The following is a 25561-nucleotide window of genomic DNA, read 5'->3' on the forward strand; positions in this document are numbered from 1 at the left end:
TAAGCGCGCTTCACGGAAATGCTGCTCCAGCTCTTTGTTTTTAACGCATTTGCCAAGCGAAAGCGTTACGCGCTTTTTCCGGGAAACCGTTTCACGCTTGTCCTGAAATTGCTCTGAAATTCGTCACGGGATTGTATACACCGCGATCTCCCGCTCAATGCCGCGCAGCGAGACTTCGTGAGGCACGGGCGTCAGCGCGTTCCTGCGCAACAGATCGGCGGTGAGATTGTCGTCGACCACCGCACGGGTGGCGAAGATCGCCTGTGCGTTGGCCAGGTTCTGGACCCGTGAAGCAATGTTGACCGTCTGGCCAAAATAGTCCTGCCGCTCGTTCATGGACACGGCGATGCAAGGGCCGGCATGGACTCCGATCTTGAGCAGCAGGTCCTCGCGCCCGCTTTTTCCATTGAGCCCACGCATGGCATCGCGCATCCTGAGGGCCGCGGCAACCGCACGATCAGGCGTCGCGAAGGTCGCCATCACCGCATCACCGATCGTCTTGACTACCGCGCCCGCCTCCGCCGAGACGATCTCGTGCAGCACTTGGAAATGCTCGCGCACCAGATCGAAGGCTGAAAGGTCGCCTACCCGCTCGTAAAGCTCGGTCGATCCGCGCAGGTCGGTGAAGAGGAAGGTCAGGCTGGTGATCTTCAGCCGCTGGTTGATGTCGAGCGTGTCCGTGCGATAGAGATCACGAAACGTCTGGTTGGTGAGCAGGCGCTTGGCGGTCAGGAAGGGCCGGCGCTTGCCCAGGAAATCATGCAATGCGTGACCGGCGATGAAGACCGTCGGCAGCACGCGGGTGTCGGTCCTGTTTTCCAGGGAAATGCGCAAAGGGCCTGGTTGCATCTCCAACGTCTGGTTTTGGACATGGTCGCGGTCGAAAACCAAGGAGAGGCTTCGGCGCTCCCTTGTTGGTTCGCCCTTAACGTCGATGAACTGCGCTGAATGCGTGACCGGCTCGAACACGATGACGAATTCAGACGGAAGCTGTATGGGCAGCACCGCCTTTTCACCGGGCGCAAGCTCGATATCCTCCAGCGAGAACGCTTCCATCTTCTCCGCCAAATCCTCTTCCGGCAGATCGGCGCCGGACGCCAAGTAGATCTGGCGGAGATATTCCACCAACGGCAGTTCATGTGGAGTGTGGGCGGCAATCTTGCGTATGCGTGGACTGACGGTGAATGTTACCTCGACCATCTCGTCGAGGGTTGGCGAATAGCCCTCGGAGCACAGCGCGCAGGTATATTCGTCCTTCTGCATGGTTTTCAGCGTGGCGTTGGTGTCGAGCACGCCGCCGCAGCCGGGGCACAGAACATTCCAGGAGATGTCGAAGATGCCCACCCGCGCTGCATGCAGAAAGGCGCTGATGGCGCGTTCCTCGTCGAGGCCATTCTTGCTGGCGAAGGCCAGCGCATTGATGCGGCAAAGCTCGCGGTCCTTGCCCTCGGCGATGGTTTGCCGGATCGCGTCGATTGCCTGCGGATCGACATCGGTCGATTGCCGCAGAAGTGAGAACAGATCCTGAGCTTCGGTCATCGTGCAGGCTCCGGAAAATGCGCCTCGAGGCGTGTTGGCCGGACCGGTCTTCGGTCCGCGCACTCCATCTTACGTCGAAAGGGATCGAACGGCCATTCGAATGGATAGATCTGATGACAGCTCAATTTGTATTCGGCGGATTTTCACCGACCGCAAGCGGCACTATGATGGTGCATGGCGAATTCATCTATGGGGCTTTCTCCCGTGCCGACATCCGACAACCCGCCATTTCCCGCGGCGCTACGGCTTTTCTCGGCAGGGGTCATAATCGTTCTGATCGTCGGCGCCGGCCTGTTTTTCGCGCCTGCGCTGGTCAAGCCGCGCTGGCCCTGGCCCGTCACGCCGTTCAGTGCCCGCTTTCTCGGCGGCTTCTACACCGCCGAAATGGCAGTGATGGCGGCGCTCTTGTTCTGGAATCGCTGGTCGCCGGGCAGGCTCGTGCTGGTCATGGCCTTCATCTTCACCCTCATAGTGTCGGGGGTTTCGTTGATCAATCTCGGCTATTTCAACCTCGAGCGAAAAGCGACCTGGCTGTGGTTTCTGGTCTACCTTGGGTCGGTCGCAGTATCCGGGTTGTTCCTGTGGCGGGCCAGGGGCCGTCCGTCAGCAAATGGCGTGACCACAAGCCCGGCATGGCGCAGCTACATGTTGGCGGAAACGGCGATCCTTGGGCTCTATGGTTTGGGCATGTTGCTGTTTCCCCTGATGGTCAGCAGCACCTGGCCATGGACCGTCGATCCTTTCCACGCGCAGGTCTACAGCGCCATCTTCCTCGCCGGCGCTGGCGGCACCTATCTCATCTGGAAAAGCGCGCCGCGCGAAGAATTGCTGGTGCTAGGCCTAGCGCAGTTTCTGGTCGGCCTGCTTTCCATCCTTGGCCTCGTTATCACCGACGGCGCGGTGCACCGGATCCAGTGGACGGCGGCTGCTACCTTGGGCTGGCTCGCCCTTTTCGGCTGGATCGGCATCAGCGGCGCCTTCAAACTCTACACCGCCTCCTGGTATTTTGGTTCGCAAACGGCAGCATAGGGCTGCAGAGACCGCTGGATTTTCAGGTGACGTTCGGTGCATCGTGCCGGGCCGATTGCCTTCGCCGGGAACGCCATGACCAGCACGACCTCGCCATCCGAGAAGATCCAGCCGCAGCTCCGGGCCGTCCGGCCAAGCGATGCGGAGGCGCTTTGCGCTATCTTCAACATGCCTGGCTTCCGCTGGGGCACGTTCAGGATGCCCTTCGAGACGGTGGATCAGGTTGAGCGGCGCATCGCCAAGTCCGGCCAGGAAACCACCTGGATCGTCGCCGAATTGGACGGCAAGGTTGTCGGCCATGGCAGCCTGGTCGTGCAAAGCTCGCCGCGCCGTTCGCATATCGGCGAGATCAATATCGGCCTAGACGATGACTTTGTCGGCAAGGGTNGTGCAAAGCTCGCCGCGCCGTTCGCATATCGGCGAGATCAATATCGGCCTAGACGATGACTTTGTCGGCAAGGGTGTCGGCTCTGCCATCCTTGGCGCACTGCTTGACGTGGCCGACAACTGGCGCGCCTTGAAGCGGGTCGAATTGAGCGTTTATGTCGACAACGAACCGGCCATCCATCTCTACACCAGCCACGATTTCAAGGTCGAAGGCCGGCATGTGAAGGCCGGTTTTACCGACGGGCAGTACCGCGACCTCCTGAGCATGGCCCGGCTGCGGTTCTAAGATCCGCTGTTTTGCCTTAGGTGTTCAGCCGACTCACGCGCCGGCCTTGGTCTCGCCATCGTACATCCAGCGAGTGGATCGTCTTCATCATGCGAGCGCAGCAGGGTCTGCACGGCTGGAACCCAGCTTGCGGAACAAACATCATTTCCAGACCGAGCGCGCGAGCAATATTCATGAGCGTTGTCGCACGTGCCGCAGCGGCTCCGGTTTCGATGTCGCGATAGCGAAGGCGCGAGATCCCTGCCAGATCAGCGATCTGTTCCTGTGTCATGGCAGCAGAGAGCCTCTGCCCGCCTGAGAAGCCCTCCAATGTCACGCAGAGCCTCAGATTCAGAAATCACATTATGTAAACAGGTCAAGAAGCGGCTGACACTAACTGCACTGGCGACGAGGCTTAGCCATGGCAAGTGCCTGTGGTTGAAGGCAACCCCATGATCAGATCGCAATTTTTAACCCCTCAAGGCCCAATGAAAAGTCATTCCATCTCAGATTCAGGCGACCCTCCCCCGAAGCGGGTTTCGTGCGCGAGACTGAGGTCCGGCGGCGGCTTTCTTGGTCTGACGGCGGACCTTCGACCAACGCTGCTGGCGACACGAGGGCGGTCGACAGCAGGTATCCTCGGAGTGCCGGGACAGCGACAACACGCAATCCGAGGCTCAATGCCTCATCTCGCGACCAGTCCATGGGGTTGACGTAGACAATGCGTGCCGGATCCACTCTCACTTGGCGTTTGCCCCGGAAGCGGGTAGACGAAAATGATGACAGGCGTTTTTGATCCAACCCCGGCGCCTCCGGTGGAAATTCTGGCCGTGCTGTCGCTGCTCTGCCCGGAAGTCGTGCGCGACATCGAGCAAAACTGGAATGCTCCGGTTTCCGACTACGCCCGCCATCTGTGGCGGCCGGTGGCAAGGCCTGCATCGGGCCCGGCGATCGCTGCCCGTTCGATCCTGCGCGAAGTCCTGCATCAGCGCCTCGGTGTAACTATGGAGCCCGAAGAGATCGGCAAGGCCCTCGACNTCGATCCTGCGCGAAGTCCTGCATCAGCGCCTCGGTGTAACTATGGAGCCCGAAGAGATCGGCAAGGCCCTCGACGAGTTCGAGAACAGACCGGTGATTCAGTCCGGTCTGCACTGCCTGCTTCTGATGGACCGGATCACCTTCGATGCCCTCCTGTTTGCCTGGCTCGGCGCGTTCGAAAACGGGCTGTCAGCCTTCGTCGGCTTCATGGGAACGACTATGACCATGGAGACAATTGGCCGGGAGGGGCCTGGATGGCTCGATGTCGGGGACGACAAGATCAACCTGTTTGGCATGGGGCGCCACAAGCTGTGCCGCAAAAGCGCATGCGCGGCCGGTCCCGTCTCCCTTAACAAGCGCGCGCTCGGAGCGGTGGGCGATGAAACGGATGCCAACCGCTGGCTAGGTACACTGCTTGCCAGCCAGGATACGGTCTTTGGAACCGCCGCCGATGCCATGACAGCGCTTAACGAGGATCTGGTCGCCACTTGGGATCGTTCCGGCATGGCCCTGCCGGTTTTCACCGATGATCGGCTCGCCGCGGCTGCCATGGCGCGGCATCTACAATATGACGGCGGTCTTCTTTCCAGGCTGCTCATCGAACCCGCAAGACGCCTGCGTCTCGAACATGCCTTGCAAGAGGCCGCATCGGGCCCATTCGGCAGATTCCTGCCCAATGCCACGGACTATTTCTGGGGCATCCGCGAGCAGCGCGTACGCAAGCTCGTTCTAGAGAACGGGCAGCTGATCGAGCCTGACAAGCCGCATGGTCTTTCCATCCCGTTCGAGCGGCCACATCTCAGGCAGGCGCTGCTGGACGGCGTTTTGCTGCCGGACTTGTTCCTGACGTTCCTCGTTCTTGCCATATTGCCCCGGGTGCGGGTTGTCGGTGGCCTGAGACAGATTGGCTATGTAGCGCTTTTCCACTCGATCCTCCTGGCTGCGTTGGACGAAACCGCACCGGAAGAGCGTGATCTGGCTGCGGAGCTGCAGGTAAGGGAAAATGCCTGGGGCACCCGGGTCATCGATGAAAAGGTCTCGGTCCGCGAGCAGCTTGCCGACCACCCCGAAGGGGCGCTCTTCGCGGACCTGCTCCGGCAATACCGTTCGCGGACGCTCGCCGAGGCCACCGACAACCTGAGACTGGTTCGTGAAAATGCGCGATGGCGCAAGATCGGCCAAGCCTACAGCCTCTGATCCGGCCGAATGGCCTCACCTGTCATTGCACTATACCGGCCTTGCGGAGCCCCTCCTCCACGAGTTCGAAATCCGCAGGGTTCTTGTAGGGCAGGACTTTGCGACGGTATTCCAGCGAATAGTCGGGATTGACGCGAAGCACCTCCTGCCATGCGGCCCGGGCCTCGGCGAAACGGCCCAGATGGCCGTAGCTGGCGGCCAGAAGCGCCCGCGAGACGTCGGTAACAGCGTTGCGAGCCAGCCGTTGCATCAAGAGGTCAGCGGCCTCTTCGTACCTTCCTAGTTGAAACAAGGCCAAAGCCTGAAAGTGCAGAAGCACATCCGGAAAATATGGATTCAAGATCTTCGCCCGGGCAAAACTCTCGAGGGCGTCTTCGGATCTGCCCGAATAGTACAGCGCCTCGCCGAGGACGACGTGCGCTTCGGCGAAGTTCGGATTGAGGACTAGCGCGCGCTCGGCCTCGTCGATGGCCCCATCGTGTCGTCGTGTGTACAGCCTGGCAATAGCCAGCGCCCAGTGCGCCCAGGGATCGTTGCCATCTAGCGTTACCGCAAGCGTCGCGGCTTCTTCGGCTTGCGCCATCGATTCCGGAGGCGACGCACTCCACCGGTTCAGGTAATCGAGGCCGTGCGTAAGGGCCAGGAATGCGTGGGCAGAGGCAAACTTCGGGTCCAGTTCGATGGCGCGTTGCAAGAGGTCGCGCGCCGCGACGTTCGTCTCCCTCCTAAGCCGGTGCCACAGCTCCCTGCCCCGCAGGAAATAGTCATACGCCTCCGTGTTGCGCGGGTACTCGGGCGCTAGCCGCTGCCGATCACCCGCATCCAGACTAAGCGCCAGCGCGCCGACAATCTGTTGCGTCACGTCATCCTGCACGGCGAATATGTCGGTCAGGTCGCGATCGAACCGCTCCGCCCAAAGATGGCCGCCCGAGGTCGCGTCGATGAGCTGCGCGGTGATGCGCACCCGGTTGCCCGACTTGCGTACGCTACCCTCAAGGACATACCGCACGCCGAGTTTCGTGCCCACCTCCTGCACACGGACGTTCTGGCCCTTGAAGGTGAACGACGAATTGCGAGCGATGACGAAGAGCTGCGACAGCTTGGACAGGGCCGTGATGATGTCTTCGGAGATGCCGTCGGCGAAGTAGTCCTGTTCGGCGTCACCGCTCATGTTCGCGAACGGCAGCACGGCGATCGACAGCTTCGGCGGCACTGGCGTAACCGGCCGGCTCGTCTCGGCTTCCGGGCCCGCGGCCGCCTTGGTCCCGGCGCTGCCAACTTGTAGCGAATAGACTCGGATAGGCTCGGCAATGTTCTTGAGTTGTGTGCTGCCGAGATCGCTGACCGAGAGGTCGAGCCTCGCCTTGACCTGGCGATAGGCATCCTCGGACAGGCAGATGGCGCCGGGCGTCGCGAGCCCCTCCAAACGCGAGGCGATGTTGACGCCGTCGCCCATCAGGTCGCCGTCGCTTTCTTCGACCACATCTCCCAGATGAATGCCGATCCTGAACTCGATACGGCGGTCCTGCGGCACGCCGGCATTGCGCTCAACCATACCATCCTGAACCTCTATGGCGCAGCGAACGGCATCCACCACACTGCGGAACTCAACCAGCGCCCCATCGCCAGTGCGCTTGATCACCCGGCCGTGGTGCACTGCGATGATGGGATCGATCAGGTCGCTGCGCAGTGCCCGCAACCTCGCCAATGTACGATCTTCATCCGCGCTCGCGAGCCGGCTATATCCGACCACATCCGCAGCTAGAATTGCGGCTAGCTTACGATTCTCGCTCAAGGGTCCGTCTCCTCATCTTCACGATAGCAGGAAGACCGAACCAAGAGGGAACTTTCGCAACCGACAGCCACGCAGAACCGATTTGGCCGCCCGCTGCCACAGGCCCCAGCCGATCGCTCGATGCGCAGTTGCACTGCCGCTTGCCCGCCGACGGCTATGGGTTCATGCTTGTGAATACCTTGGCCGTGAAGTTGCGTAGGGAGATCACGCCGTCACAGCCCCTAGTGAGGTCTGGCCCGATGGACTGCTCAGGCTGCGGTTTCGAGGTTGAGGGCGGTTACGCTTTCTGTCCAAGGTGCGGCAAGCGCCAGCCCGTGCCATGCGCCAGTTGCGGTTATAGATGCGCACCTGATTTCGAGTTCTGTCCGAAGTGTGGGGCAAGCGTCGGCGCACCCGCAAAAGCCGTCGAACGGCTTGCTCCGACACCAAGCCGAACCATTGTGTCGCCTTCCCAAACTCCGTCACTGCTTACCAACATCGATAGCGACGAAGGGCTGCAGCCCATCTCTGACGCCGATCGCCGGACGGTAACCGTCCTCTTTGCCGACCTTTGCGGCTTCACGACACTGAGCGAGCAGCTCGACCCCGAGGTCATGCAATCGCTGCAGAACGAACTGTTCAAGGAATTGACGGCGGCGGTGCGAAACTTTGGTGGTTTCGTCGACAAATTCATCGGCGATGCACTGCTCGCTTTGTTCGGTGCGCCGGTCGCGCATGAGGACGATCCGGAACGTGCGCTTCGCGCCGCTCTCGACATGATCGCCCGGACGGCGCGGCTGGGTGAAAGCACCTCCCACTCCGGCTCGCCTCTATTACTTCATGTCGGCATAAACACTGGCCCCGTCGTTACTGGACGATTAGGCATCGGCACCGCCAAATCCTATTCGGTGACGGGGGATACGGTGAATACAGCGCAACGCCTGCAATCGCTCGCCGCACCGGGTGAAGTGCTGGTAGGTGAACTCACCCACAGGCTGACCCGGCATGCCTTCTCTTACGAGTCGATGGGTGATGTCGTGCTTCGCGGCAAGGCTGGCAGTGTGCTCGTCCATCGTTTGGATGCACCGCTTGCCGCGCCGCGTGCAGCGCGTGGGCTCGAGGCGCTCGGCCTCAGCGCGCCGATGATAGGTCGTGCTGCGGAGCTCAATAGAATGCTGGCGAGCCTTGACCAGGCGTGCGGCGGCTCGGCCCAACTCGTCCGCCTCGTCGGAGAAGCCGGTATCGGGAAATCGCGGCTGGTGAAGGAGTTCGCCGCCCGTGTCGGCGACGAGGATCGATTTCGCACCGTCGCGGTGCGACAAGCCACGTGCTCACCGCTGGGCGAACAATCATTTGGCGCCTTGGGTGCAGTGGTGCGCAGTGCTGCCGGGATGATGCAAAACGACAATGGGGACCATATGCGGGGGAAGCTCGCAGGCTTGCTTGCCGATCTTGGCCTGCAGGGCGAGGAGGCGAAGCGGCTGATGCCTTTGCTCTACCATGTCCTTGGCCTTGGCGACCCCGATGCCACCTTGCAGCATGTAGAACCCGAGCAGTTACGGCGCCAAATTCTCTACGCGGTCCGCACCATCATCGAACGGCGGCTTGCGTTGTCGCCGCTGTTGATTGTCGTCGAAGACCTTCACTGGGCCGACGCCGTTTCGCTCGAGGCACTACGTTTCGTGATGGACAGGTTGGAACGCTCGCGGTTGATGGTGCTGGTCACGCATCGCTCGGCGCCGGAGAGCGGCCAGCTCGACTCAAGTCGGGTCAGTCACACGGCGCTCAGGCTTTCGCCGCTCAACAGCGATGAAGGACACAGCCTGCTGGCGGCTCTTTTCGGTGAGAGCTGGGTAAACTCCGCAGCAGGGCTCGTCGATCAGATCCTCGACCGAGCGGGCGGTAACCCTCTTTTTGTAGAGGAGATCGTTCGCGGCCTTATCGATCGCGGTGTACTGATGCGCGAGGGCCAGCGATGGCGGACTGTGGCAGGCGAATTCGCAACCGACATTCCCGCCACCGTCCAGGCAATGTTGCTTGCTCGCTTCGACCGGCTGCCACAAGAGGTGCGCCGGTTGGCCCAGGAAGCCGCGGTAATCGGCCCGCGCTTCGATGCCACCCTTCTGAGGACCGTGACAGCCGACCCCGCCCGGCTAGAGGCCGGCTGCGAACTGCTTTGCGATGCGGAAATCATCGAGGAAGTTGCCGGATCAGGCTCTGTCTCGTCGCAAAGCTACCGCTTTACGCAAACCTTGCTGCAGGACGTGATCTACCAGAATCTGCTCCGGCAACGGCGGACCGAAATCCACGGGCGCATAGGTGCTGCCTTGGAGCGACTGTGCGGCGATAATCCGGAACGGCTCGAGGATTTAACCGTGCTTGGTCACCACTTCGCACAGAGCGCGGAGCGGGAGAAGGGCGCGCATTACCTGCAAGCGGCCGGCGATCGAGCTCGCACGATATACGCCAACGACGACGCCCTTCGTTTCTACGAGCGAGCACTGACTGCGCTGGAGGCGACCGGGCAAACACCGCTCAAACTGACAATTGCCGAGACCATTGCCGATTTGAGCGGCTCGGCGGGCCGCCGCGAGATCGCGCACCACCATTACGAGGCGGCGTTGCAGGCATACAGCGAGTCGGCCGATCGTGTAGCGTCGGCGCGAGTTTTGCGTAAGATCGGTCGGCTGCTCTGGGACGTCGGCAAGCGGGACAAAGCAGAATCCCGCTACGCTGAGGCCGCGGCGCTCCTCGATGGAGCGGATGCTCCGGTCGAGCAGGCGCATCTCTGGCAAGAACGTGGCCGACAGGCGTTCCGTAGCGGAGATCACGCTCTCGCGGCAAAATGGGCAGACGCTGCGTTGGATTGCGTACGCACTCTGACAACAGAGCATGTCTCCGAGGTGGGGCGCGGTGCCACTCTCGTAACCGCCGAGGCACTCAATACGAAGGCTGTCGCGCTGGCTCGCCTTGGGCGAAACCGTGAAGCCGTGCGTCAAGTCGAGCATAGCATTGAACTGGCCGAAGCCGCCGGTCTGCTGGGCGCCGCCTGTCGCGGCTACACCAATCTCGGTGTGCTTTACACGACCATCGATCCGGCACAGGCGATGGAAGTCTGTCGACGCGGTCTTGAAGTCGCTCGCCATATTGGTGATTTGGGCTTCCAGGCGCGCCTTCTCGCCAATCTGGCGGTTGCATGTTGTACTTTCACGGATCGTTGTCCAACAGAGGGCGTGCCTGCTGCCGAGAAAGCCATCGAGATCGACCGGGCACTCGACCAGCGAGAGCACCTGCCGGTGCCGTTGATTGTGCTTGGGCAGATCCACCAGTGCAACGGCCGTCCGGAACTGGCCGTTGGCTTGTTCCACGAAGCACTGGAGGTGGCCCGCGAAACGGGCGAGCCCCAGCTGCTGTTTCCGTGCTATGATGGTCTGGCAACGCTTAATCTCGACTTCGACAATCTTGCCGAGGCCGAACGCTACTTTTCCTTGGCGCAGGGTATATGCGCCCAGCACGGGCTCGATCCGGAAGCGCTTGTGGTGCTGCCCTTTCTCGATTAGCCGGGTTGGAGGTTGGAAATGTCCGCGCGTAGTGACTTGATACCGCTTCAACCGGGCGACCGTGCGCCGAACTTGGTGCTCGACGCCATTACCCAGGATGGCAAGATCGCGCTAGACGACTTTCGCGGACAAAAACCGGTGCTGGTCGGTCTGTTTCGAGGTCTGCATTGTGCGTTTTGCCGGCGCCATATCGCCGCTCAGGCGCGGCTTGATCCGGAGCTGCGCGAAAAGGGCGTGGAGAGCCTGACGGTGGTCAACACGCCGATCGAACGGGCGCGTCTCTATTTCCGCTACCACCCGATGCCGAATCTGCTTGCGGCATCAGATCCTGAACGCGCTTCACATCGTGCTTTTGGACTGCCCAATCTCGAATTCACCCAAAACGAGACGAACTGGCCGTACAAGGTCTCGATCGCAGCGGCAAAGGATATGCTGGTCGACATGCCAAGCGAGTTGCCTCGCCCCATGGATCCTTTTGCCGCCACCGAAATCCTCAACAAGAGGGACAATTATGAAGTGACCGAAGCCGACGAGCAGATGATGGCGACGGGACACGGACAACTCATTGGTCAGTTCCTACTGGACCGGCAAGGGATCGTCCGCTGGAGCTTCACGGAGGTCCCAGAGGGTGGGCGATACATGTTTGGGGCGCCAAACCCGCAGGAGCTGATGTCAGCCGTGTCCCAAGTCGCCCAATAGAGTCCGCAGACTGCATTGCTGGCATTTGCAATGTGGACAATGAAGGCCAGGGGCAAAGCTTCGCGTGGCAACTGAGATGCGTTGGCTCCAGGATCGGCACTGTTGCGCGGCAAATCAGGCCGGGAGCCGCCACATTCGCACACGACCTGTACCACGCAATTCCGTTTCCTCGAGTGGGTCGCAAGAAAAATTTGGTCCAAGCATTTGGCGAGTTGCATCCGAAATACGGATTTCATCGGGCTCCGCGGACGTTTGAATACGCGAGGCGAGATTAACCGTCTCGCCCCACAAGTCATAGGCGAACCGTCTCTTGCCTATTACGCCCGCGACGATTGGGCCTGAGTGAATTCCAATTCTCAGTCTCAGCGGTTCTCCTGAAAAGCGTTCGCGCTTAACCGCCTTCCGCAGCTCAAGTGCATAGCGCGCAAGTGCCTTTGCATGATCGGGTCGCGCCGTGGGCAGGCCGGCGACCACCATCACACAATCGCCGATTGTCTTGATCTTCTCGCACCCGTATCGTTCCGAGAGCCGATCCGCCGCCTTGAAGAAGTAATTTAAAATTGCCAGCGTCGTTACGGCTCCGACGCTCCGCGCTCGTTCTGTAAAACCGACTATGTCGGCAAAAAGCACGCTCACTTCTGCGTGGTTGTCAGCAATTTTTTTGTGCGCCTTTAACCGCTCCGCGATTGACGCCGGAAGAATGTTGAGGAGCAGGGTTTCGGCGCGATGGTATTCACGCGCCAATCCCTCCTGGCTCTTCCTCAACGCCTCGTTCGTCGCTTGTAATTTCTCGTTGAGTTGACGCTCCCTCTCTTGCAGGAGGGTCATTTCATAAGCCTTTTGTTGAAGCCGCTGCCTATTGTCGCGTTCGGCGGTGGCGTCAAGAAAGAGCAGCCACACGCAGGCATTATCGGCAAAAAAATGAAGGTCGGCGACACGCCCTCCGGGCAGTTCGACCATGGCAATGTGAAATGGAAGCTCCGGGCAAGGCAGCAAACCTTCCATGAATTCAAGCTGCTCGGCAACAGGCTCGCCAATGCGAAGCGATGAGAGCCCGTAATGCTCAACATTACCGCCCTTCGCAGCCACGCAAAGCTGAGTGTCGATTTTTAGATACGCGACGGAGTTCCCATTGTAGAAGAAGTTGAAAATCCAACTGCTAACTTCTTTCGGCAATCCATGCATGGTCTACTTGGTTACCATCAAAGCAAGTTGACGAAACGCATCATCGACATTCTCGCCCGAGAGCGCACTCGTTAGATAGATTTGCCATCCACGCTGCCTAAGTTCGTTGATATCTCTATCCGATATTGCCCACCGATCGGCCAGATCGGATTTGTTGATCAGCACTATGAACGGCATGGCGCCGAATTCGGCCTCGGCCCGTTCGCGCAGCGTGAGCGCCACGGCAAGCGTCGCAGCGCGGGTTCCATCGACGACTAGCACAAGCCCGGTTGCACCTCGAACATAGCTGACGCGGAATGAGCCGATGTCGTCTTCCCCGGCCAAGTCCCACAAAATCAGATCCACGGTTTTATCCGGGAGTGCGACATTCTTCTTGTCAATTTTCACCCCCACCGTGGTCAGGTAGGTTTCTGAAAAAATGCTTTGCACNAACCTGCGAACCAGACTCGTCTTTCCGACAGCGAACCCGCCCAGCATGCAGATCTTTTTTTGCAACATCTTGGGCTCCACTAGTCCAGGTTTACCGAAATCGAAACCCGGCGATTGCTGGAGCTCCCGGCTTGACTGTTTTCAGGCACCAGCGGCTCAAAAGTGCCCGCGCCCCGAACCAGCAGCAGTTCCGGCGCGACACCGCGTTTGTTGAGAAGCGCACGAACTGTCTCGGAGCGGGCTGCACTGATCGACGCGTTGGCCGTTTCACGGCCCGTGGCGTCCGAATGCCCGGTCAACATGAACCGCGCCGTGACGCCTGACTTGCGGGCATTTTCGGCGAATTCCTTGATCTGATCCGCCAGCCTGTCGAGAACCGGCAGTTGCTCTGGCCCGGGCACAACTTTGCCGGAAGAGAAGAAGATGTCGGTCGTCTGGATGGCCTCTCTCAAATAGTTGAGTTCTTCAAGGTTCATTTCGCGCAGCTGCGAGACATCCAGAACCACTCCGTCCGCCGAAAGCTGTTCGGCGGCGGCCTGCGCCCGGTTGATCCAGGCCGCAGGAGCCTCCCCCACGACTAGGATGCGACCTTGGATGATCGAAAGCTGAACCGATTTCGGCGGGGAGAGCGACGCCGTGAGCCGCTTCACCACGAACTTTGGATCGAGGCTCTGAAAGAATTGCCACTGTGAATGAACGCGCGCAGGATCAACCTGCGTTCCAGACAGCAGAGCTTGCGGGTCGGCGGCAAGCGGGTCTCTCAGGCCGGAAATGTAGAATTGGCCGCCCCTGATCGTTTGTTGGGCGACGATGATTCCCGATTGGGCCTCAAGTCGCGCCACATAATACTGCCAGTGCTCCGCCTCGCGTGCTTCGGGTGTTACATCACGAACCTTGGAGATGTCGAATTCCGGTCCGCCTACCGAAAGCTGTCGGGCCGCGGCGCGCGCGCGATCTATCCAGGTGTCGGGAGCCTCACCCTCGGCAACGATGCGATTATCGACGATCGAAAGCCGAACCGATTTCAGCGGATACAGCGTCGCCGTCAGCCGCTTCAACACGAACTCCGGTTCAAGGCTTTGATATAATTGCCACTGCGAACGAACACGGGCAGGGTCAACCTGCGTTCCAGACAGCAGGGCTTGCGGGTCGGCGGCAAGCGGGTCTCTCAGGCCGGAAATGTAGAATTGGCCGCCCCTAGTCGTTTGTTGAGCGACGATGATACCCGGCTGGCTCTCCAGTCGCGACACGTAAGCTTGCCAGTGCTCCGCCGCGCGTGCTTCGGGGCTTACATCACGAATCTTGGAGATGTCGAATTCCGGTCCGCCCGCCGAAAGCTGTCGGGCCGCGGCGCGCGCCCGATCTATCCAGGTGTCGGGAGCCTCGCCCTCGGCAACGATGCGATTATCGACGATGGCAAGTCGCACTGACCCCGGCGGAGCCAGCGACGCCGTCAGTCGCTTCAGCACGAACTCCGGTTCGAGGCTCTCATAGAATTGCCACTGTGAATGGACCCGGGCAGGATCAACCTGCGTTCCAGACAGCAGAGCTTGCGGGGCGGCGGCAAGCGGGTCTCGCAGCCCAGCAATATAGAATTGGCCATCGCGTATCTTTTGTTCGGACACGATGATGCCCGGCTCGCTCTCCAGTCGCGACACGTAAGCTTGCCAGTGCTCTGCCGCGCGTGCTTCGGGGCTTACATCGCGGACGCTTGCGATATCGAATTCCGGTCCGCCTGCCGAAAGCTCTCGAGCCGCGGCGCGCGCCCGGTCGATCCAGGTGTCGGGAGCCTCACCCTCGGCAACGATGCGACTATCGACGATGGCAAGTCGTACTGACTCCGGCGGAGCCAGCGTCGCCGTCAGTCGCTTCAGCACGAACTCCGGTTCAAGGCTTTGATAGAATTGCCACTGGGAGTGGACCCGGGCAGGATCAACCTGCGTCCCCGACAACAGGGCTTGCGGGTCGGCGGCAAGCGGGTCTCGCAGGCCGGCAATATAGTATTGGCCATCGCGTATCTTTTGTTCGGCAACGATGATGCCCGGCTGGCTCTCCAGTCGCGACACATAAGCCTGCCAGCGCTGCCCGGATTGCCATGAAATAAAGAACCAACCGCCTGCCAGAACCATCAGCAGCAGGCCCAGGGCCACCACCAGCCACGGAAATCTCTGGTTTGATTCCTCCTGCTTTAGCTCGACGCAGGTCTGCAACTGCGCCTCTATGCCGGCCAACTGCGAACCGTCGCCGTCAAACTCCATTAAAGCCTGCGAGTATTCCTCATGAACACGAAGCAATACATCGCGAACTATTTCATGCAATCCTTCTGGGGGGTTTCCTCGGATCACCGAGACTAGGGTCGCAAACGGTCCTACCTCTGACCAGAGTCGAAGGTCGCCAAAACGAATAGTGTCAAGGCCGCTTTGTTCTTTCTCGTTGAATGAGTCCTTCACAAAGTCTTGAATTGCACTCAGCATAGAAGAAATAAGTTGAGGATCTTCGCTCGTCGCATTGTCGGCAGCTACATGCGCTATCAAAAGTCCAGAAGTTCTGTTAATCAGAAAGACGTGCTCAACACGATAGACAAGCGAATGCTTAAGCACAACTTCCGAGAAGCTGGCTCCGGTTCTCCAAGATTCAAGTCTCCACTTGAGCCCATGCCAGGTAAATATATGCCTTAAGGTTTCATTCAGCGACTGAAAGGTCTGATCGATCTTTTCCCCGATCGACTTGCGAATTGCCGGCAGAAACACAGGGTATAATATATCCGTCAGCGTGCGCGGGCTCTTCTGAATCGACCGTTGCACAGCCCTTTCGACAGCCGGCGCAAGCGCCTCGCCGAGCTGCGCATGAGGCGCTCGTGCGGCCGCACTGGGAAGCACGTCGCCCACTGCTGCCGCAAGCTGCTCGGGCTCGTCAAGCAGATGCGTAACTCGTGAAAGCTCTGAAATTTCGCGGCTGACCAGCAACTGGCGCAGAGTTTCCATGCGAGGATCGGCGGTTGGAACTCCGTCGAGACGCGCACGGTAGTCCGGATCAACGTTCCGGGCGATTTCGATCAAAAGACGGGCCAGAGCCTCGCGATCAATCTCTGTATCGTTCGAGGCTGTTCTTTGTGGAAGGCTGATTGGGTCGACGGTGGACGTCAAATCCGATCAACTCACTTTCCAGCTACGGTCCGAGTTGTTCTTGCTGCCGACTGGATCCTGATTCAGACATTTTGCAACCTCGACGAACAGGCCAGCCAAAAGATTTCGGTCGGTCTTGACGTTGCCGAGATCGGAAAACATTTTTTCCATCAGCATCTGAATGCCTTCATTCTTTTGCTTGATTTCCTCACGCAGCAAATGATCGTTTCGATTTATCCGGTCGGCAATTTCGCGCTCAAGCTCGTTCAATTGATCAGACAATGCGCGCACCTGCTTTTCAAGCGCCTGATTTTGTTCGCGAAGATTTCGGTCAATCTCCTTGTCGGCGTCGGCTCGCGCGTCTTTTTCGTTCCGCAACTGCGCCGCAAGCGAGTCGATCTGCTTTTTCGCATTTGACTCGTACATTTCAAGATTGCGCTTGGCCTCGGATTCGACATCCTTGAAGCGCTGCAAGACCCGTTCTTCAAGCTTGGAAAAGCGGCGGTCATAGTCTTGCATCTGGTTGCCGAACAGCAGATCCCGAATCTTGTCGACACCTACAGCGTCGCCGGGGGTCCCGCTCTCGCGCGCCTGACCCGCCATGAATGCGAGCCCGTTTGCGTCCGCATTACTTGTCAGATTTCCGTCCGCTTTATTTGCCGGAGAAGCGGTACTCGAAGATTCCTTGGCCATCCCTATACCCTTCATTTAAACAGCGTGCTAATTTAGCGACTAGTAAAGATGTCAGCAAAATACCCGGCTCGCAAGCCGGAATTCGCCTAAGCCGGTCACGCGTAAATTTGACATGCGGCTCGAGCTCGACAATCTGCCCCGTGAACAGACCCTTTTGCGCCATCATGCGCGTAGATTGGCGGCGCCATGATCAGCAACCGCGGCGCGCTCGCACGGCCGCGGTTCCGATTAGTTCGATCAGGATCAGCTTGCCCTCGCGTCTTCGCCCGCGATCATCTTTTTTGGTGAGGCCGCAGATCTAAGGTGTCGGGCATGTGCGCTTTGCCATTCAAGCCTGTCTCGAAGTCTTTTTTCTTGCCCTAATCGGCCCCGATCTTGACAGGGCAGTGCAGCCATCCGATGCCGTTATCCGGTTTTGACATTCGGTGACTCTCCGAAGAAGACGAAAGCTCGATGATCCAGAATAATGCTACCGCAAGGCGGTGTGGTATCGATGTTCAATGTCGAGCAAAACATTCGGCACAATGCATGCCGGCATCCGCCGGCAGACCTACCGGATATTGGATATAGTTATGGTCGACGATGGGCTCGAATGGATCGGGGTTGATCGCGACGGCTTGCGCCGACAAAGATCAACGCATTTGTTCTACCTGAACGAACCAGGCGCGGGTGAGACACGTGGCGCATAATCCATTGGTTTCGATCGTAGTTCCTGCGCACAACGCGGAGGTAACGCTGACGCGCGCACTCGATTGCCTTGTCGATCAGGAAACCGCGGATTGGGAGGCGATCATCGTCGACGACGCCTCCACGGACCGCACCCCCGCGATCATCGCGGCTTATGTGGAACAAGATGCCCGATTTCGGACCTTGAATTCTTGCGCGAATAGCCCCGCCGGCGCACGTAACAACGGGATTTCGGCGGCGCGCGGCCACTGGCTGATGTTCCTGGATGCCGATGACTGGCTGGATGCCAGCTTCCTTACAAAAATGCTGGCTGCACTGAAAGCCGCTCCCGATGCAGTGGCTTGCTATTGCGGCGCGCGGCGCGTGATGCCCGATGGCGCGCTGACCCCGGCGAGCATTGCCCCCGAGATCGCAACCCAGCCCTTCGAAACATTCGCCCGCCGGTGTGCCATCGCCACTCACGCGCTGCTGGTCGATCGCGCGACAGTCGTCGAGTTGGGCAGTTTTGATGCGTCGCTTTGCACCTGCGAGGGCTGGGATCTGTGGCAGCGCGTCGCACGTCTCGGCAAAAACTGGGTGATGGTCGACGAGCCGCTCGCCTTTTATCGGACCAGCCCCAACGCGCTTACCCGCAATTCGAAGCAGATGCTGGCAGACGCGGAAATCGTTATCGCCCGCGGCTTTTCCACCGACCCCAGGGTCAAGCACCCAGCGCCGGCGCATGCCAATGGGGCGATCTCGGCGGACGACCGCACCGCTTCCGAAGCACTGGCGTGGTTCGCTTTGTGGAACGCTGCGTCGGATTGCGGCAGCGGCGGCAGCTGGATCAACCCGCAATCCCTGCTCGCGCTCCCGGCAGGGCGTAAGTGGGCGCGCGAGATCGCCAAGGTGGCCTTCGATGGCCTGATGGTAGGAAGCCTATCGGTGCCAGCGCATTTGGCTGCCCGGTGGGACAGGTTTGGCGGCGCCCTCACCGAGTTGATCGTCGAACTCGGCAAGATCTGGGGCGATCCGGTCGCGGGTCGTCGCGTCCAGTATCATCTCGAGCAAATGCTGCTCGATGCCGACGATCTTGCCGCTCCTCGCAGGCTGGCGCGGACACTCGGAATTCGTGTCGACGCTCAAAATCCGACCTGGACCGAGCTTCCGGAAGGAGTCGATCAAATCTATGCACACCTGATAATGGACGACCAGATCGAGGCTGTCGTGCAGTTCGGCGTACTCGGGAAAGTAACAAGGCGCCATTGGATTGAACTGATCCCGAATTTCAAACCACAAAGGGACGGTGCTGATACGTCAAACACGCTTGCAGCCGAGGCACTGTCGCCCACAGCGGAACGCCAGCCTGATCCGGACAGCCACTTCGGCAGACTCGCGCAATTGGTCTCGGAAGCGCGGGAAATGGTTCGGTCGAGCGCCCAAGCCACGCAGCCGCTTCCAGCGCCGCGCCGTGCACCGGCCTCGGATGGCCACGACAAGGATCGTACGTCGTTCTGGAACCGCTATTTCGCGACAGAGGATCCCTGGAACTACAGCTCGCCCTACGAGCAGGAAAAATATGAGCGGCAGCTCGAAATTCTGCCCGCCGGTCCCATAGGACGGGCGCTTGAACTGGCCTGTGCGGAAGGCCATTTCACGCGACAACTGGCGCCCCGAGTGGGCCATTTGACCGCCACCGACATTTCCGCCGTAGCCATCGAACGGGCGCGCGCGCGCTGCTCGGACCAGCCGAATGTCGAGTTCGGCGTACTGGATTTTTTTGCGGACACGCTGCCCAGCGAGATGGATCTGATCGTCTGTTCGGAAGTGCTCTACTACCTAGATGATCTCGCCGGCTTGCGGCGCATCGCCAAAAAATTCGTTGAGGCACTGGCGCCTGGCGGCAGTTTCATCAACGCACACGCATTCGTGCTACGCGACAATATTGAAAGGACGGGCTTCGACTGGAACACATTCGGCGCACAAACGATCTCGCAAACCTTCGCAGAGACCGAAGGTCTCGTCCTTGCGCAATCGATCCAGACCGAACTCTATCGCATAGACCGCTTCCGCCGCCTGTCGCCGGACCACGTGGCGACGGAGCCGGTGATTGATCACGTGCCGGTCCGCGCACCCATCGGCATCGGGGTCGCGCGAAACATTGTCTGGGGCGGGGCACGGGTCTTGCGCCGCGCCGTCGCTCGTAGCGAGCGGCGGCAACGTATCCCTGTCCTCATGTATCACAGCGTCGCCGATGAAGGTCCGGCCGCGCTCGCCCGTTTCCGGCTCACGCCCGCCGCTTTCGCGAGCCAGATGGCATGGTTGCGCGCAAATGGCTTTCACGCGGTCATGTCCGAGCAACTGGAATGGTCCATCGCGAACCGTGAGCCTTTCGCCGGCCGCCCGGTGCTCATCACCTTCGATGACGGCTTCCAGAACTTTGCCGACCATGCCTGGCCGATCTTGCGTGCGCACGACTTGACCGCCGAAGTGTTCCTGGTGACGGACTTGGTGGGTGAAAGTGCAAAATGGGACGCCGTCAGCGGTCCGCCGACGCGGCTTATGGACGCCGGAACGGTGCGACGTCTCGCCGCCGAAGGTGCGTTCTTCGGAAGCCATCTGGCGACGCACCGCGCCATCGATGGTCTGTCGAGCTCTGATTTGGCCGCCGAGCTCCTGCGCTCTCGTATGTTCGTCGAACGGTGGACCGGCCGGCCAACCACGGCCTTCGCGGCACCCTTCTCTGTCACCGACCGACGGCTCGGCAGGCTGGCCAAGGAGTGCGGCTACCGGATCGGCTTCGGCGGCAGACACGGACCGGCGGACCTTAATAGCGACCCCATCGACCTTCCGCGCATCGAGATTCGCGGGGATCGCTCGCTCGACCACTTTGTTGCTACCATCGAGGCCCTGCTGGTTTGAACGATAAACAATGTCAGCATCTCCCAAGCGCTCTATTCCGCGCCAGGCGTGAGCGACCCCTTGCCGGGCCACGCATTGTCGCTTTCGATGCGCCTCTTCGAGGTGTAGAGGTCGATGCGGCTGTCTATCGCGTTATGCGGGGATAGACGCACACGGTGATGCTTTTGGCTGCCCTGATGTGTATAGCCTGTGTGAGGGTCCCAGATTTCCATCACATAGTCTCGGCCGGCGGTGCGCAACGCGGCATACGCGCGTTCTGCTCTACTGGAAGCCCCGTAACGCCCAGCGTCTTTGAATTGCGGATCACATGACTGATTTGCGTGACCACACCCTACGCAATTGTCTAGCTTGAACGGTGGACTCTTGTACCACAACATCGGCTCCTTCAACCTAGGAGCAATGGCGGGCATGGATGTCGTTGCTTGCCGATTTGACCGGAAGGTTAACAGCACGATGCGTCTCATCATTGGACGATTGGGAACCAGGAACCTGGCGCGCCCGACACAACCTCTCCGACACCTTGGCGCGATGTTCGTCCTGGTTGCCAGGCAGCTCATCTTTGGAATCGCCCTCTTGTTGGCTGGTCCAGCGCAGGCGCAGGCGCCGGCGACCGTCCCGCCTGAAAGGGTCAAACAGCTACTCGAACTGCTCGACGATGCGTCAGTGAAGGCCTGGATGGCTCAACAGCGAAATCAGGACGCCGGGTCAACGAGAGCGCCTGCCGGGGCAGGAGCTTCTCCGGCCGACGCATCGTCCGGCGCCGCCGCCGCATCAGGCCAGATGAATACGATGGCATCCTCGACGCTCGATATGATCAGGGATCATATCGGAAGAATCGTGCGAACTTTGCCCCTGCTGCCGGGTCAGTTCGCGCGCGTTCGGGTAGAGACCATGGAGGATATGTCCAGCAAGGGATCTGCCGGGGTACTCTTGCTGATTGCGATGTTCATCGCTGCCGGCCTGGCGCTTACTTGGGCAACGTACAAGTTGAGCCGTCCATTTCGTCTCTGGATTATCGCGCAACCGAAGGATACGCCCGTTGGGCGGGCCAAGAAGATTGGTGGCCGCACGCTTTACTCCAGCATGCTGATCGTCTCGTTCGCACTGGGCAGCGCCGGCGCGTTCATGCTGTTCGACTGGCCAATGCTTATCCGCGAGATTGTACTGACATTTTTGATGGCGGCAGTCGTTACATGGGGGGTGCGCATGTACGTCATGGCCATGCTCGTCCCTTCCTTCATGAACGTCGAGAACGCCGTCGAGGTTCGTGCTTTGCCGATCACCAATGAAGCGGCTGACCATTGGTCTTATTGGGTACCCCGGATCGTTGGCGTCTTCGCCTTCTTCGGCGCCGCGTTCATCCTCTTGCCAGGTCTCGGCATCGATCAGGACGGCATGATGGTCCTGTCGCTGGGCGCTGATTTCGTGCTGCTGTTGCTCTTGCTGGTGGCCATTTGGCGTCGGCCAAGAACGCGGCGAGACGGTGCGCGCGACAGCGGTCACACGGAAGCGACATGGCTATTGACGGCTTATTTCCTCGTCCTGTTCCTGCAGCGCATCGCGGGCCTTTATGTATACTTCTGGTTTACCTTCGCCGCACTCTTCCTGCCTTTGGCAATCGTGACGACGCAGCGCGGGGTTAACTTCGTCCTGCGACCAGGTTCGGTAGATCTTGGCCGGCCTACGATCCCGGCGGTGGCGATCGCTGTCATCGATCGCGGAATCCGAATGATTTTCATCCTGGCTGCGGCTTACTTTCTCGCGCGTGTCTGGGGTCTGGACATGCAATCCATGCGCGGCAGCGATACGACGACGACCTTCATATTGCGCGGCCTGATCAATGTCGTCGTCATTGCCCTCGCAGCCGATTTCGGCTGGTCGATCATCAAAGCCTTGATCGAACGAAAGCTGGGCATCGAAACGCCACACCCTGTGATCAGCGACGAAGAGGTCCCGATGCTAGATCCGCAGCAGGCGCGGCTGCACACGCTGTTGCCGATCCTCCAGAACATCCTGCTCGCATCGATCATCGTTATGGCAGCGCTTATGATGCTAGCCTCGCTGGGTATCCAAATCGGCCCACTGATCGCTGGCGCTGGCGTTGTCGGCGTCGCGGTGGGCTTTGGCGCACAAACCATCGTCAAAGACATCATTTCGGGCGTGTTTTTTCTGCTCGACGACGCGTTTCGTGTCGGCGAATATATTTCCTCGGGCAATTACAAGGGTACCGTGGAAAGCTTTTCCCTGCGCTCGGTGAAGCTGCGCCACCATCGGGGTCCGCTGTTCACCATACCTTTCGGTGAACTCGGGGCCGTCCAGAACCAGAGCCGTGACTGGGTTATCGACAAATTCAACATCACCGTCGGCTATGACACCGATATCGAATTCGCTCGCAAGCTGATCAAGCGGATCGGCCTCGAATTGGCGGAAGATCCCGAGTTCAAGCACTGGGTGCTCGACCCGATCAAGATGCAGGGCGTACAGGAGTTTGGCGAATACGGCATCGTATTGAGGGTCAAGGCCACAACCAGGCCGGGAGGCGCCTTTGGTATGAAACGCAAATTCTACGTACGCCTCCGCCAAGTCTTCAAGGAGCAGGGCATCGAACTCCCATTCCCGACCGTCCAGGTCCAGGGGCTACAGACTCCACATGGGGCAGGGAATGCGCCGTTGGACATCACACCCGCGTTGAAAATGGCCGTCGCGCAATCGCACACCATTCGTCGCAGAAAAAAAGCCAGCACGACGGAATAAGGAAAGAGCGGCGTCACCGGACCAACGTCGGGGATCGCCACTAAGCGACAGGGTTCGTGCGCGCCTCGTGCAACCGGCAATCCTGTCTCCACAGTGCCGCCGGCGCCGACGCCTGGCGTCCACGAGTTCGGTGGAAGGAGCGCCGTGACCTGGCCGAGACATCGCGGCGAGGTTTGCAGGTGGTTGCTTATATCGCATCCCATGAATGGATTGAGACGCGCCAAAACTTGTGATCACCGGATCGTCTTGGCAGTGCGGAGGGAGCTACGTTACTACCTCATAGCGCGGCACGGAAATCCGATAAGGGTCGATCCGGAAGAATGGGCAAATCGATGGGGCGACGCCAGCGCTCTGCGCAAAACGGCTATTGAGGCTGGATTCTCCAAGCCCCTTTTGCTAGCGAAACAGGATGAGCAACCGATTGCCGCCCGCATGGGCAAAGCACCTGCGGACCCCACCCTCGCCGAAGGCGGCATCACCGAAGGCTGCGTTATCCAACGCGCAGTCCAAGGCAGGCCCCCACCGCAGCCACGCCGACGACTTGCTTTTACGGCAGGCGCTCGAGTTGCAGCAGGCCGGATGTCTGTCCGAGGCTGAGGAACTGTGCCATAGGGTCCTGGCTCGCACGCCCAACCATCCGCTGGCCCTGTATATCCTGGGAACGCTCGGGCTCGATTTCGATAACGAAAAGTCACTGCGGTACTTTGCTCGGGCGGTGGCAGAGGATCCGCAGAATCCCTACTACCATCTTAGCCTCGGCGAGACCTATTTGAAGGTCAGCGAATTTACGCCGGCGATCAAGCACTTTCAGTACGCCCTGGACTTGAAGCCGGATCTGGTGGAAGCGCTTTGCGCCTTGGGCGATGCCTACAATGCGTTTGACAAGGGGGAGATGGCGCTGCCGCTCTTCGAAAAGGCGCTCAGGATCGACCGAGATCATCCCGTAGCCCGGATGGGGTTGCCCCGCGCGCTCGCAAGCCTCGGCCGTATGGACGAAGCCGCGGTTCATCTGAAAGAGGCAATAGAACGGCGCATCGCGGTACCGGCTGCCCACAACGCGCTTGTACGCACGCGCAAATTCGCTGAAGAGCCGCCAGAACTCGGGGCAATCCTGACGGAGCTTCAAGACCCGGGCCATGGGCCGGAGGGAGCGGCAGCGCTCCATCACGCCGCAGGAAAGGTTCTCAACGACCTCCGTCGCTATAAGGAGGCGATGGATCACTTTAAGAAGGGGAATGAAGCCGGGGGCCATACATTCGATCTGCGATCTTACCGCCGCTGGGTCGACGGCATGATCGCAACCTTCACGCCGGAACTGGTGGCTTCAAGAGCCGCGTACGGCAATCCCTCGGAGGCGCCTGTATTCGTCGTGGGCATGCCTCGTTCGGGCACGACATTAACAGAGCAGATCTGTGCCAGTCACCCCAATGTTCATGGCGCCGGCGAGCTCAGCAAACTTAGGCGAACAGCCAATGGACTCGGTGTCGCAGACCGCTCCAGCGTGAACTTCGGCCAATCCATCGCGACGATTACTCCCGATCTGACCAGGACTTTGGCCGAAGAGCACCTTGCTTATCTGCGCGAGCGGGCTCCCGACTCGCTGCGAATTGTCGACAAGATGCCTCACAATTTCGAGCTGATTGGCCTGGTTGGCCTTCTTTTCCCCAAAGCGCGTATCATTCATTGTCGTCGCGACGCTATCGATAATTGCATCTCCTGTTTCGTCCTGCAGTTCAATAAAGCCCACAGCTACAGTGCCGATCTTGAGACGCTGGGGCATTACTACAGGGAGTATGATCGCTTGATGCGGCATTGGGACAAGGTTTTCCCGGGTCGTATTTTCGAAAATCGCTACGAGACGTTGATCGAAAATCAGGAGGAGCAGTCGCGCCGGCTCATGGATTATCTCGGATTGCCGTGGGACGATGCCTGCCTGCGCTTTTTTGACAAAGGCGGCTCCGTAAACACCTACAGCAATTGGCAGGTCCGCCAGCCGATCTATACGTCGTCCGTCAAGCGTTGGAAGAATTACGAAAGCGAGATTCAGCCGTTGATCGAAGCCTTGGGCGATCTTGCTGAGATTTGACCGGTAGTGCCTGATGCTGCGCGCATTTTGGTTGCACCCAATCCCGCCGGCGACGCTTTCCGCCGATAGACCAGTCTGACAGGCTTTCCTCAGGCTGAACGCCGCGTTCCTTCCCCTTTCCCGCCGGCGTATCCTGGCCACAAAGCCTCCCGCCGTTTCGCGCGTCACTTGCCAACAGTTTGGCTTCCTCCTTTCCTTTCGCTGCGAGGGTTG

15 protein-coding genes and 1 pseudogene are annotated in these 25561 nt (G+C 59.7%); 9 read left to right on the forward strand and 7 right to left on the reverse strand.

Features of this window, described 5'->3' with window-relative positions; translation table 11 throughout:
* Window positions 1–123: 123 nt before the first annotated feature.
* The gene (locus tag X742_RS161990; protein ID WP_023770953.1) at window positions 124–1539 is read right to left on the reverse strand and encodes an adenylate/guanylate cyclase domain-containing protein; all 1416 of its coding nucleotides are present in this window, start codon (window positions 1537–1539) and stop codon (window positions 124–126) included.
* Window positions 1540–1713: 174 nt separating this feature from the next.
* Between X742_RS161990 and X742_RS161985 the strand changes: the two genes are divergently transcribed.
* From X742_RS161985 to X742_RS1000000176470, 3 genes are all read left to right on the forward strand, one after another.
* Complete coding sequence (locus tag X742_RS161985) at window positions 1714–2568, forward strand: hypothetical protein (RefSeq protein ID WP_023770954.1); 855 nt, start codon at window positions 1714–1716, stop codon at window positions 2566–2568.
* 75 nt (window positions 2569–2643) lie between these two features.
* Window positions 2644–3015 (forward strand): GNAT family N-acetyltransferase, encoded by a 372-nt coding sequence (locus tag X742_RS1000000176465; RefSeq protein ID WP_280800184.1) that lies wholly within the window; start codon window positions 2644–2646, stop codon window positions 3013–3015.
* On the forward strand, window positions 2936–3241 hold the full coding sequence (locus X742_RS1000000176470; RefSeq protein ID WP_280800185.1) for a GNAT family N-acetyltransferase: 306 nt from the start codon (window positions 2936–2938) through the stop codon (window positions 3239–3241). The genes X742_RS1000000176465 and X742_RS1000000176470 overlap by 80 nt, the downstream gene beginning before the upstream one ends.
* Here X742_RS1000000176470 and X742_RS01000000169815 read toward each other — a convergent pair.
* A pseudogene (locus X742_RS01000000169815) lies at window positions 3238–3582 on the reverse strand (helix-turn-helix domain-containing protein). The gene X742_RS1000000176470 and the pseudogene X742_RS01000000169815 overlap by 4 nt on opposite strands.
* Before the next feature lie 718 nt (window positions 3583–4300).
* Between X742_RS01000000169815 and X742_RS01000000169820 the strand changes: the two are divergent.
* Window positions 4301–5455 carry a hypothetical protein gene (locus X742_RS01000000169820; protein WP_245275498.1) on the forward strand — a complete coding sequence of 385 codons (1155 nt, stop codon included), beginning with the start codon at window positions 4301–4303 and terminating at the stop codon, window positions 5453–5455.
* Window positions 5456–5477: 22 nt separating this feature from the next.
* On the opposite strand, the gene X742_RS161980 is transcribed toward X742_RS01000000169820, so the two are convergent.
* Complete coding sequence (locus tag X742_RS161980; protein ID WP_023770955.1) at window positions 5478–7250, reverse strand: adenylate/guanylate cyclase domain-containing protein; 1773 nt, start codon at window positions 7248–7250, stop codon at window positions 5478–5480.
* A 239-nt stretch (window positions 7251–7489) separates the two neighbouring features.
* On the opposite strand from X742_RS161980, the gene X742_RS161975 reads away from it, so the two are divergent.
* On the forward strand, window positions 7490–10789 hold the full coding sequence (locus X742_RS161975) for an adenylate/guanylate cyclase domain-containing protein (RefSeq protein WP_023770956.1): 3300 nt from the start codon (window positions 7490–7492) through the stop codon (window positions 10787–10789).
* An 18-nt stretch (window positions 10790–10807) separates the two neighbouring features.
* Entirely contained in the window at window positions 10808–11488 is a 681-nt protein-coding gene (locus X742_RS161970) for a redoxin domain-containing protein (RefSeq protein WP_023770957.1), read from the forward strand.
* A gap of 114 nt (window positions 11489–11602) precedes the next feature.
* On the opposite strand, the gene X742_RS161965 is transcribed toward X742_RS161970, so the two are convergent.
* The 4 genes from X742_RS161965 to X742_RS161950 form a co-directional block, all read right to left on the reverse strand.
* Window positions 11603–12673: an adenylate/guanylate cyclase domain-containing protein gene (locus X742_RS161965; RefSeq protein ID WP_023770958.1), complete on the reverse strand. Its 1071-nt coding sequence runs from the start codon at window positions 12671–12673 to the stop codon at window positions 11603–11605.
* A 3-nt stretch (window positions 12674–12676) separates the two neighbouring features.
* A complete protein-coding gene (locus tag X742_RS161960; protein ID WP_023770959.1) occupies window positions 12677–13171 on the reverse strand; it encodes a Rab family GTPase in 495 nt (164 codons plus the stop codon).
* An 11-nt stretch (window positions 13172–13182) separates the two neighbouring features.
* Window positions 13183–16248 (reverse strand): OmpA family protein, encoded by a 3066-nt coding sequence (locus tag X742_RS161955; RefSeq protein ID WP_023770960.1) that lies wholly within the window; start codon window positions 16246–16248, stop codon window positions 13183–13185.
* A 6-nt stretch (window positions 16249–16254) separates the two neighbouring features.
* Window positions 16255–16920, reverse strand: a complete 666-nt coding sequence (locus tag X742_RS161950) for a hypothetical protein (protein ID WP_031240461.1) — start codon at window positions 16918–16920, stop codon at window positions 16255–16257.
* Window positions 16921–17598: 678 nt separating this feature from the next.
* On the opposite strand from X742_RS161950, the gene X742_RS161945 reads away from it, so the two are divergent.
* The 3 genes from X742_RS161945 to X742_RS161935 all read left to right on the forward strand — a co-directional run bounded on the left by X742_RS161945 (window position 17599) and on the right by X742_RS161935 (window position 25348).
* Window positions 17599–20508: a glycosyltransferase gene (locus X742_RS161945; protein ID WP_031247740.1), complete on the forward strand. Its 2910-nt coding sequence runs from the start codon at window positions 17599–17601 to the stop codon at window positions 20506–20508.
* Between the two features lie 363 nt (window positions 20509–20871).
* Window positions 20872–23262 (forward strand): mechanosensitive ion channel family protein, encoded by a 2391-nt coding sequence (locus X742_RS161940; RefSeq protein WP_245273916.1) that lies wholly within the window; start codon window positions 20872–20874, stop codon window positions 23260–23262.
* A 409-nt stretch (window positions 23263–23671) separates the two neighbouring features.
* Window positions 23672–25348, forward strand: a complete 1677-nt coding sequence (locus X742_RS161935) for a sulfotransferase (RefSeq protein ID WP_023770966.1) — start codon at window positions 23672–23674, stop codon at window positions 25346–25348.
* Window positions 25349–25561: the final 213 nt, after the last annotated feature.

This window comes from Mesorhizobium sp. LNHC229A00, from assembly GCF_000502415.1.
Lineage (GTDB): Bacteria > Pseudomonadota > Alphaproteobacteria > Rhizobiales > Rhizobiaceae > Mesorhizobium.